The organism is Actinomadura sp. 3N407, assembly GCF_052245875.1.
Taxonomy (GTDB): domain Bacteria; phylum Actinomycetota; class Actinomycetes; order Streptosporangiales; family Streptosporangiaceae; genus Spirillospora.
Map to the genome: position 1 here is coordinate 211,183 of NZ_JBQQBP010000018.1, position 11,296 is coordinate 222,478.

General features: G+C 70.8%; 8 protein-coding genes. 3 read left to right on the plus strand and 5 right to left on the minus strand.

Features of this window, described 5'->3' with window-relative positions:
- Positions 1–103: 103 nt before the first annotated feature.
- The 5 genes from ACTWPP_RS35660 to ACTWPP_RS35680 form a co-directional block, all read right to left on the minus strand.
- A complete protein-coding gene (locus ACTWPP_RS35660) occupies positions 104–2,605 on the minus strand; it encodes an ABC transporter permease (RefSeq protein WP_443108816.1) in 2,502 nt (833 codons plus the stop codon).
- Complete coding sequence (locus tag ACTWPP_RS35665; protein WP_443108817.1) at positions 2,602–3,435, minus strand: ABC transporter ATP-binding protein; 834 nt, start codon at positions 3,433–3,435, stop codon at positions 2,602–2,604. The genes ACTWPP_RS35660 and ACTWPP_RS35665 overlap by 4 nt, the downstream gene beginning before the upstream one ends.
- Positions 3,436–3,735: 300 nt before the next feature.
- Complete coding sequence (locus tag ACTWPP_RS35670) at positions 3,736–4,416, minus strand: response regulator (protein WP_443108818.1); 681 nt, start codon at positions 4,414–4,416, stop codon at positions 3,736–3,738.
- Between the two features lie 131 nt (positions 4,417–4,547).
- Positions 4,548–5,732, minus strand: coding sequence for a sensor histidine kinase (locus ACTWPP_RS35675; RefSeq protein WP_443108819.1), 1,185 nt, complete (start codon positions 5,730–5,732; stop codon positions 4,548–4,550).
- A gap of 174 nt (positions 5,733–5,906) precedes the next feature.
- A complete protein-coding gene (locus tag ACTWPP_RS35680; protein ID WP_443108833.1) occupies positions 5,907–6,788 on the minus strand; it encodes a RecB family exonuclease in 882 nt (293 codons plus the stop codon).
- Between the two features lie 207 nt (positions 6,789–6,995).
- Between ACTWPP_RS35680 and ACTWPP_RS35685 the strand changes: the two genes are divergently transcribed.
- The 3 genes from ACTWPP_RS35685 (at position 6,996) to arc (ending at position 11,237) form a co-directional block, all read left to right on the plus strand.
- Positions 6,996–8,186: a site-2 protease family protein gene (locus ACTWPP_RS35685; RefSeq protein ID WP_443108820.1), complete on the plus strand. Its 1,191-nt coding sequence runs from the start codon at positions 6,996–6,998 to the stop codon at positions 8,184–8,186.
- Positions 8,187–8,262: 76 nt separating this feature from the next.
- Positions 8,263–9,201 (plus strand): tRNA (adenine-N1)-methyltransferase, encoded by a 939-nt coding sequence (locus ACTWPP_RS35690; RefSeq protein ID WP_443108821.1) that lies wholly within the window; start codon positions 8,263–8,265, stop codon positions 9,199–9,201.
- A 272-nt stretch (positions 9,202–9,473) separates the two neighbouring features.
- Positions 9,474–11,237: a proteasome ATPase gene (arc, locus tag ACTWPP_RS35695; protein ID WP_443108822.1), complete on the plus strand. Its 1,764-nt coding sequence runs from the start codon at positions 9,474–9,476 to the stop codon at positions 11,235–11,237.
- Positions 11,238–11,296 lie beyond the last annotated feature (59 nt).

Sequence of the window (11,296 nt, forward strand, 5' to 3'; positions counted from 1 at the left end):
CGCCGTGCCGTCCTACCGCCGTGCCGTCCTACCGCCGTGCCGTCCTACCGCCGTGCCGTCCTACCGCCGTGCCGCCGGGGTTTCCGGCGGCACGGCGGGCGGGTCACTCGGTGGAGATGGCCTTCAGGACGTCCATGCGCCCGGCCCGCCACGCCGGCCACAGCGCCGCCAGCACACCGATCACCGCGGCCACCACCAGGTAGACGACGAGCGTCCCGTACGGGATGGCGAGGACGCCGAGGCCCTCGTCGGCGAGCGCGTTCTGCAGCGCCGCGCCGAACGCGATCCCGATGCCCATCCCGAGCACCGCCCCGAACACCGCGATCATGATGGACTCCAGCCGGATCATGCGGCGCAGCTGCCGCCGGGAGATCCCGATCGCGCGCAGCAGCCCGATCTCCCGGGTCCGCTCGATCACCGACAGCGCCAGCGTGTTGATCACACCGACGGCCGCGATGATCACCGACATGATCAGCAGGATCGTCAGGAACGTCACGAACCCGTCGACCTCGGCGCGGGCGTCCTCCTTCAGCGACGCCTGGTCGGCGACCTCCAGGTTCGGGTAGCCCGCCAGCGCCGCCTCCAGCGCCGTCCTCGTCGCGGCGTCCGCCGCGGCGGTGTCGACCACCATGATGGACACGGCCGGTTTCAGCGTGTGCTTCAGATGCGCCTGCGGCGACAGCAGCCGCGGCCCGATCAGGTCGCTCTTGGCGTACACGCCGGTCAGCGTGAGCCGCTCGGTCTTCCCGTCGGGGAACTGGACGGGCACCACCGCCCCGACCTTCCAGCCGCGGTCCTTCGCGGTGTCCTCGTCCACCATGATCGCGGCCGGGCCGGTGGTGGCGCTCCCCGACACGATCTTCAGCCGGGCGGCCTCGGTGAGCACCCGCGCGTCACCCGCCACATAGAACACGTCCTTGCCGTCGATCTTGACCTCGCCGTCGTAGGTGGGCGACGCCGTCACCACCCCGGGAGTGCCCTGGATCTTCCGCTGCGCCTCGGCGTTCACGCCGCCGGCGCCCTGCGACTGCACCAGGTAGTCCGCGCCGAACTGCGCGTTGACCTGCTCGTCGATCGACGCCCGCATCGTCGCCCCCAGCACGTTCACCGTGGTGATCAGCGCCAGGCCGATCATCAGCGCCGCGGCGGTCGCGGCGGTGCGGCGCGGGTTGCGCAGCGCGTTCTGCCGCGCGAGCCGCCCCGGCGACCCCATCAGCCGCGCCCCCGGCGCCCCCAGCACCCGCAGCACCGGCACACTGATCACCGGCGCGAGCATCGCGACCCCGATGAACACCGCGAACGCGCCCGCGCCGACGGGGATCGCCGGGTTCCCGGCGTCACCCGCGAGGCCGAGGCCGATGAGGCCCGCCCCGACGGCGGTCAGCAGCGAACCGAGCGCGATGCGGATCCGCATCGACCGCTGCGGCAGCGCCACGTCGTCGCGCATCGCCGCCACCGGCGGGATCTTCGCCGCGCGGCGCGCCGGGAAGTACGCCGACACGACCGTCACCACGATCCCGACCACGTACGACCAGATCACCGGCGTCGCGGTGAACGTCAGGCCGCCCTCACCGGCGTCGCCCATCTGCGTCTGCAGCAGCGACGCCAGCCCCGCCCCGGCCGCCAGCCCGAGCGTGGACCCGACGATCCCGACCGCGACGGCCTCACCGATCACCGCCCGCGTCACCTGCGCGCGGGCCGCGCCGATCGCGCGCAGCAGCGCCAGCTCACGGGTCCGCTGCGCCACCAGCATCGAGAACGTGTTGAAGATGATGAACGCCCCGACGAAGATCGAGATCAGCGCGAACGCGAGCAGGAACGTCCGGAAGAAGCCCATCATCTCCGCGACGTCGCTCTGCGCGTCCTCGCGCAGCTCCGTCCCCGTGATCGCCTCCAGGTTCTGCGGCAGGACCCGCGCGACGCGGTCGCGCAGCTCCTCCTCCGACGGGCCCGCCGAGCCCATCTCGATGTCGCTGAAGTAGCCGGGCTTCAGCAGCAGCTTCTGCGCCGTCGGGGTGTCGAACGCGGTGATGGTCGTGCCCATCATGTTCCCGGTGTCGGCCAGCCCGACGATCTTCATCCGCTGCGGCGGCCCGGCCGTGATGACCTGGGTGGTGTCGCCGACGGCCAGCCCGCCGCTCTCGGCGGTCGCCTCGTCGACGACGACCTCGGCCGGGCCCTGCGGCGCGCGACCGGACGTGAGCTCGAAGAACCCGCTGCTCGTCCAGTTCACGCCGAGCTGCGGCGGGCCGTTCTGCGGCGTCCCGACAATCTCGCCGTCCTTGCCGACGACCGCCGCGTACCCGGTGACGTTCCCGATCGGGTCCTTGACCCCGTCCACGCCCTTGAGGGTCTCCAGCACCGACGCCGGCACCGGCTGCGCCGACATGCCGTCGTCGCCGCCGCCCACGACCTTCTTCGCCCGGACGTCGACGGCGATGTCCTCGCCGATGCTGCTGAACACCTCGTCGAACCGCTTGTTCATGCTGTCGGTGAAGATCAGCGTCCCGGCCACGAACGCCACGCCGAGGATCACCGCGACGGCCGTCAGCACCAGCCTGATCTTGTGCGCCGCGAGGTTGCGGAGCGTGACCTTGCCCATCATCGCGCCGCGACCCCCGGCCCCTGCGCGCCCGGCGCGTCGGCGGCCGGGCCGGCGCCCGACTCGAAGCCCTTCATCCGCTCCAGCACCCGCTCGGCCGTCGGGCCCGCCATCGTGTCGACGATCTGCCCGTCGGTCAGGAACAGCACCTGGTCGGCGTACGCCGCCGCCGTCGGGTCATGCGTCACCATCACGATCGTCTGGCCCATCCGCCGCACCGAGTCCCGCAGGAACCCCAGCACCTCCGCGCCGGACCGCGAGTCCAGGTTCCCCGTCGGCTCGTCCGCGAAGATGATCTCCGGGCGGGCGGCCAGGGCGCGGGCGCACGCCACCCGCTGCTGCTGCCCGCCCGACAGCTCCGACGGGCGGTGCTTCAGCCGCGGCCGCAGCCCCACCGTGTCGATCACCGTGTCCAGCCACTCGCGGTCGTGCCTGCGGCCCGCGATGTCCATCGGCAGCGTGATGTTCTCCAGCGCCGTCAGCGTCGGCACCAGGTTGAACGCCTGGAAGATGAAACCGACCTTGTCGCGGCGCAGCCGCGTGAGCTGCTTGTCCTTCAGCCGGGTCAGCTCGGTGTCGCCGATGAACACCTCCCCGGAGTCCACCGAGTCCAGACCCGCCATGCAGTGCATGAGGGTCGACTTCCCGGACCCGGACGGACCCATGATCGCCGTGAACCGGCCGCGGGGAATGCCGACCGTGACACCGTCGAGCGCGACGACCTGGGCGTCGCCGCGCCCGTACACCTTCGCGATCTGCCGGGTCCGTGCGGCGAAGTCGCCCGCCCCGGGCACGGTCTGCGCGCCGGCGGTCGATGGGGCGGTGTTCGTCACGTGAAACTCCCGAATGTGAGTGAGCAGGAACAGGTCCGGATCACGCGATGCCCCCGGCGATCCGACGTACAAAACAGTAGAAGCCAGGCGACCTCCTGTGATGCACCCCAGGAACGGACTTCGCCGTCCCCCCAGGGCAGGAGACGCGCCCCTCCGGTCGTCCTACCGGAGTAGACGTCTCCTTCCCGAAGACAGGGTCATCTCAGGGTCGGACCCCGACCCGCACGCCGCCGCCGAACGGGCGGCCCCGCCTGCACTGCCCAGAAAGTTCCCGCCGGCTCCGCCCGGCCGCCTTCCGCGTCAGGTCTGCCCGGGCCGGCTCAAACCCGTCTCGTACGCGTACACGACCGCCTGCACCCGGTCCCGCAGCCCCAGCTTCGCCAGGACGTTCCCCACATGCGTCTTCACCGTCGTCTCGCTGACCACCAGCTCCGCCGCGATCTCCGCGTTCGACTGGCCCCGCGCCACATGCGACAGCACCTCGCGCTCACGCTCGGTCAGCGTGTCCAGCCCCGGCGGCGGCGACTGGTCCCGCACCGCCGGCAGCCGCGACGCGAACCGGTCCAGCAGCCGCCGCGTCACGCTCGGCGCCACGATCGCGTCACCCGCCGCCACGATCCGGATCGCCGTCACCAGATCCTCCGGCGGCGAGTCCTTCAGCAGGAACCCGCTCGCCCCCGCCCGCACCGCCTCGATCACGTACTCGTCCAGATCGAACGTCGTCAGGATCAGCACCCGCGGATCGTGCGACGCCGCGCCGTCCCGGACGATCCGCCGGGTCGCCTCGATCCCGTCGACCCCCGGCATCCGGATGTCCATCAGCACCACGTCCGGCAGCAGCGACCGCGTCAGCTCCACCGCCACCGCGCCGTCCCCGGCCTCACCCACCACCGCGATGTCGGTCTCGGCCTCCAGGATGAGCCGGAACCCGGTCCGCAGCAGCGGCTGGTCATCGACGAGCAGCACCCGCACCGCGCTCATCGCTGCGCCCCGCCCGCCCGGTGTCCCCGTCGCTTCATCGTCCCCGCTCCTCGCCTCACGACGCTCCGCCCGAACTACGGCGATCCGCCCAACCTACGGTGATCCCGCCCAACCTACGGCCTGCCGCGGACTCACGCCTCCAGCGGGAACCGCGCCCGCACACCGAACCCGCCGCCGACCCGCGGCCCGATCCTCAACTCGCCACCGTACAGCGCCACCCGCTCGTACATCCCGACCAGGCCATGCCCCTGGTTGTCCTCGTTGTCCGCCATGAACGTCACCGTCCCGCGCCCGTCGTCCTCGATCTCCACCGTCAGATCACGATCCCCGTAGTACAGCCGCACCCACGCCCGCGCCTGCGGCCCCGCATGCTTCAGCGTGTTCGTCAGCGCCTCCTGGATCAGCCGGAACGCCGCCACGTCCACCCCCGGCGACGGCGGCCGCGCCTCACCCTCGATCCACAGCTGCACCGACAGGCCCGTCTCCCGCACATGATCCAGCAGCTCTCCGAGATCGCCCAGGCCCGGCTGCGGCGCCAGCTCCCGGCCCGCCTGCTCGACGTCCCGGTCGGTCCGCAGCACCCCCACGATCCGCCGCATCTCGCTCAGCGCCGTCCGCCCGACCTCCTCGATCGTCGACATCGCCTCCCGCGCGCTGCCCGCGTCCCGGTCGATGATCCGCCGCGCCGCCCCCGCCTGCACCGTCATCACGCTCACATGATGCGCCACCACATCGTGCAGCTCCCGCGCGATCCGCGACCGCTCCTCGATCCGCGCCGCCCGCGCGTCGGTGCCCCGCGCCCGCTCCAGCCGCGCCGCCCGGTCCTCCAGCTCCGCGAAATACGCCCGCCGCAGCCGCAGGTTCCGGCCCAGCACCCACACCCCCACCACCAGCGCACAATCCGTCACCATCACCGGCAGCGACGTCGACACCGGCAGCAGCAGCATCAGATACACCAGGAAATAGACGAACCCCGCCAGGCCGCCCAGCGCGCTCTGCGCCAGCCCCCGATGCGCCGCCACGCTGTACACCGCGATCAGGAACGCCACCACGTCCGGCACCGCCGGCGGATACCCCGCCACCGCCATCACCAGCTCGCCCCCGATGATGAACATCAGCACCTGCAGCGGATGACGCCGCCGCCACGTCAGCGACATCGCCACCGCGACGACCAGCAGCCCGCTCCACAGATCCGGAGCCCGGAACTGGTCGTAATCCGCGCCCTCCGGAAGCTCCTCCAGGAACAGCTGCGGCAGCCCCACCACCAGCAGACCCAACGCGAGCAACGCGTCGGCCGCCTGAGGACGCGCCTTCAACCAGGCGCGAAAGGCACGAAGACCACGGATGCGGGGTGACACGCCTCTCACCCTAGGAGGTCACACCAGGCCGCGGCCCCTCCTGAACGCGGATCCGCAGTCCTCCCCAAGGAGGACACACCCGGCCGCACCCCACACCAGGCGCACCGCCGACTCCCCGCCGTCACCGCACCGCTACAGATCGTCGCACTCCCGCGCGGCGCCGCCCGGCCCCGCCGCACCCTCCAGATCCGCCGGAGACGGCCGCGGCACCGGCGCCACCGGCAACGGCGGGGGAGTACCCCCGAACTCCGGGCACCGCTCCTTGTGATCACACCAGTCGCACAGCCGCCCCGCCCGCGGCCGCCACTCCCCGGTGTCCATCGCCCGCCGGATCGCCTGCCACAGCGCCTCAACCTTCCGCTGCGTCGCCCGCAGATCCGCCTCATCCGGCTCGTACCGCAGAACCTCGCCGTTACCCAGATACATCAGCTGCAGCAGCCGCGGAACCCGCCCCCGCAACCGCCACAGCACCAGCGCGTAGAACTTCATCTGGAACAACGCCCGCGCCTCGAAATCCGCCCGCGGCGCCGTCCCCGTCTTGTAGTCCACGATCCGCACATCACCGCCCGGCGCCACATCCACCCGGTCGATGTAACCCCGCAGCTTCAACCCCGAATCCAGCACCGTCTCCACGAACAGCTCACGCTCCGCCGGCTCCAGCCGCCGCGGATCCTCCAGCGTGAAATACCGCTCCACCATCCGCCGCGCCTGGCCCAGCCACTCCGCCCGCTCCGCGTCCCCCGCGTCGCCCTCCGCGAACAACTCCGCCAGCTCCGGCTCCTCCGCCAGCAGCCGCTCCCACTGCGGCCCCAGCAGCTCCACCGCCGCCTCCGCCGTCCGCCCACCCCGCGGAAGATCGAACAACCGCTCCAGCACCGCGTGCACCAGCGTCCCCCGCGCCGCCGCCGCACTCGGCCGCTCCGGCAACCGGTCGATCACCCGGAACCGGTACAGCAGCGGACACGTCATGAAATCGCCCGCACGCGACGGCGACAACGACCCCACCACCGCCACACCCCCCGCACTCCCGGCATCCCCGCCACCGGCACCCCCGCCACCGGCGCCGCCGCCCCCGGACGGAACGGACGCAGCACTACCCGCCTCGGTCGTCGTCATGGCACAGCACACTAGGCGACACCCCCGACGAAAACCCGCACCCGCCACACCGCAACCCGCCCACCACCGGCCGATCCGCCCGACCGGGGCCGTAGCATCGGTCACGTGACACACAGCGCGCCCCCGACCCAGGGAAAGACGCCCGCCGGGGACCCCGGCCCCGACAACGGCCGCACCCCACGCCCCGGCCTCCTCATGGGCCGCCCCTTCGGCATCCCCGTCTACGTCTCACCCAGCTGGTTCCTCGTCGCCGCGCTCATCACCGTCATGTTCGAAGGACAAGTCCACGACGTCGTCGAACGCCCCCTCAGCTACCTCGTCGCCTTCACCTACGCCGTCCTGCTCTACGGCTCCGTCTTCATCCACGAACTCAGCCACGCCGTCACCGCCCGCGCCTTCCGCCTCCCCGTCCGCTCCGTCACCCTCCACGTCCTCGGCGGCGAAACCGCCATCGAACGCGAAGCCCCCACCCCCGGCCGCGAATTCCTCATCGCCTTCGCCGGCCCCCTCGTCAACCTCGCACTCGCCGGACTCGGCCTCCTCACCCACGCCCTCGTCCCCCTCCCCGACGTCGCCCTCCTCCTCGTCGACGCCCTCACCTTCGCCAACCTCCTCGTCGGCGTCTTCAACCTCCTGCCCGGCCTCCCCCTCGACGGCGGACGCCTCGTCCGCGCCGCCGTCTGGAAAGCCACCGGACACAGCCGCAACGGGGGCATCATCGCCGGCTGGGTCGGCCGCGGCGTCGCCCTCGCCTGCCTCGTCGCCGGCGCCTACCTCGCCACCTACGGAACCGGCACCGGCGACGACGACACCGGCATCGGCTGGCTCGCCCTCCTATGGTCCGCCCTCGTCGCCTCCTTCATCTGGGTCGGCGCCACCCAGGCCATCCGCGCCGAACACGTCCGCGACCGCATCCCCCTCCTCGCCGCCCGGCGCCTCGCCCGCCGCGCCACCCTCGTCACCGCCGACGTCCCCCTCGCCGAAGCCATCCGCCGCGCCCACCACGACCACGCCGGCGCCATCGTCATCGCCGACCACGACGGCCGCCCCCTCGGCCTCGTCAACGAAAAGGCCGTCACCGCCACCCCCGAACACCGCCGCCCCTGGGTCAGCGCCGGCGACCTGTCCCGCGGCATCGACGACGACCTCACCCTCCCCGCCGACATCTCCGGCGAAGACCTCATCGACGCCCTCCGCCGCGCCCCCGCCTCCGAATACCTCCTCGTCGAACCCGACGGCCGCGTCTACGGCGTCCTCGCCGTCGCCGACGTCGACCAGGCCTTCACCGGCTTCTGAACCACCCCCCGCCCCCCACCCGCGCGACCCGGCCGCCCGTCGGCCCCACCCCAGCCCGCCGCTAGCCTTGACCCCCATGAGCGAACCCCAGCCGAACGGCCCCACACCCACGCCCGGCCGCATCCCCCACGGCCCGTTCCGGCCCGGAGACCAGGTTCAGCTCACCGACACCAAAGGCCGCATCAACACCATCACCCTCCAACCCGGCAAGCAGTACCACTCCCACAAGGGCTCCGTCCCCCACGACGCCATCATCGGCAGCCCCGAAGGCACCGTCTACCGCACCACCGGCGGCACCGAATACCTCGCCTTCCGCCCCCTCCTCACCGACTACACCCTCCGCATGCCCCGCGGCGCCGCCGTCGTCTACCCCAAGGACGCCGCCCAGATCATCGCCACCGCCGACATCTTCCCCGGCGCCCGCGTCATCGAAGCCGGCGCCGGATCCGGCGCCCTCAGCTGCTTCCTCCTCCGCGCCGTCGGCGAACACGGCCTCCTGTCCTCCTACGAACGCCGCCCCGACTTCGCCGACATCGCCCGCACCAACGTCGAAAAATTCTTCGGCGGCCCCCACCCCGCCTGGCGCCTCACCGTCGGCGCCCTCGAACACACCCTCGCCGAAACCGAGATCGACCGCGTCGTCCTCGACATGCTCGCCCCCTGGGAATGCCTCGACCCCGCCGCCAAAGCCCTCATCCCCGGCGGCATCCTCTGCGCCTACATCGCCACCACCACCCAGATGTCCCGCATCGTCGAAGACCTCCGCGCCCACGGCAACTTCGCCGAACCCCACGCCTTCGAGACCATGCTCCGCACCTGGCACGTCGACGGCCTCGCCGTCCGCCCCGACCACCGCATGATCGGCCACACCGGCTTCCTCGTCACCGCCCGCCGCCTCGCCGACGGCGTCACCCCGCCCACCCGCCGCCGCCGCCCCGCCAAAGGCGCCCACCCCGCACCCGCCGTCACCGCCCCCCACGACGACGCCACGCCCGGCCACCCCACCGAGGCATAGATCACACCCCGCCCGCGACCACCCGGCACCGGTCCGACACACCCGTGTCCCACCCACACACCACCGAAATCGGCAAACCCCCCGCAACGACCCGCCCGAAACCACGAACCCCCAGGTCCAGGCCCCGTAACCCCCCACCCCGCAGCACCCCTCCCAACCCTCCCCGAACACCCCCGCACGACACGAACACCGAATGGGCAGGTTACGGAAGCCCTCCAGATAGGTAGGGTCTCAGTAGGTCGTCGGCTCTCTTCGTGAGGAGGTGACGGGGCGTGGCCGCTCGTGACGATGCTGGGGCGCGCAAGGCGCAGCACGAAAAGGAGGTCAGGGACCTCCAAACGCAGATCTCCTTCCTGGAGGAGGAGATCTCCGTGCTGCGCCGAAAGCTCGCGGAATCCCCGCGCCAAGTACGTGTGCTGGAAGAACGCCTCCATGAGGCACAGGCCAACCTGGCCGCCGTAACCGGTCAGAACGAGCGTCTCGTAGCGACCCTCAAAGAGGCTCGCGAACAGATCGTGGCGCTCAAGGAGGAGGTCGACAGGCTCGCACAACCACCATCCGGATTCGGAGTCTTCCTCGAAGCCCGCGACGACGGAACCATCGACATCTTCACCGGCGGACGCAAACTCCGCGTCAACGTCAGCCCCGCCGTGGACGTCGAGGAACTCCAACGCGGCCAAGAGGTCATGCTCAACGAGGCCCTCAACGTCGTCGAAGCACTCAAGTTCGAAGAGCAGGGCGAAGTCGTCATGCTCAAGGAACTCTTCGACGACGGCCAACGCGCCCTCGTCATCGCGCACGCCGACGAGGAACGCGTCGTCAAACTCGCCGAACCCCTGCGCGGAGTCCCCCTCCGCGCCGGCGACTCCCTCATGCTCGAACCCCGGTCCGGATACGCCTACGAGAAGATCCACAAGGCCGAGGTCGAAGAACTCGTCCTCGAAGAGGTCCCCGACATCTCCTACAACGAGATCGGCGGCCTCGGCTCACAGATCGAAATGATCCGCGACGCCGTGGAACTTCCCTACCTGCACGCCGACCTCTTCCGCGAACACCAACTCCGGCCGCCCAAGGGCGTCCTCCTCTACGGACCCCCCGGATGCGGAAAAACGCTCATCGCCAAGGCCGTCGCCAACTCCCTCGCCAAACAGGTCGCAGAAAAGACCGGGCAGGAGGGCAAGAGCTTCTTCCTCAACATCAAGGGCCCCGAACTGCTCAACAAGTACGTCGGCGAAACCGAACGCCACATCCGCCTGGTCTTCCAGCGCGCCCGTGAAAAGGCCTCCGCCGGAACCCCCGTCATCGTCTTCTTCGACGAGATGGACTCCATCTTCCGCACCCGCGGATCCGGAGTCTCCTCCGACGTCGAGAACACCATCGTCCCGCAGTTGCTCAGCGAGATCGACGGCGTCGAAGGCCTGGAGAACGTCATCGTCATCGGCGCCTCCAACCGCGAAGACATGATCGACCCCGCGATCCTGCGCCCCGGCCGCCTCGACGTCAAAATCAAGATCGAACGCCCCGACGCCGAAGCGGCCAAGGACATCTTCTCCAAGTACATCCTCGGCGGCCTCCCGCTCCACCCCGACGACCTCAAGGAACACGGCAGCTCCGAAGACGCCACCGTCGAGGCCATGATCCAGCGCACCGTCGAACGCATGTACACCGAAACCGAGGAGAACCGCTTCCTGGAGGTCACCTACGCCAACGGCGACAAGGAAGTCCTCTACTTCAAGGACTTCAACTCCGGAGCAATGATCCAGAACATCGTCGACCGCGCCAAGAAGATGGCCATCAAGCAATTCCTCGACACCGGCCAGAAAGGCCTGCGAGTCAACCACCTCCTCGCCGCCTGCGTCGACGAGTTCAGCGAGAACGAAGACCTGCCCAACACCACCAACCCCGACGACTGGGCCCGCATCTCCGGCAAGAAGGGCGAACGGATCGTCTACATCCGCACCCTCGTCTCCGGAACCAAGGGCTCCGAAGCCGGCCGGTCCATCGACACCGTCGCCAACACCGGCCAGTACCTGTAACGCGATCCACACCTTGACACCGGCGCGGCGGCCCCCCCCACCGGCGGCCGCCCCCGCCG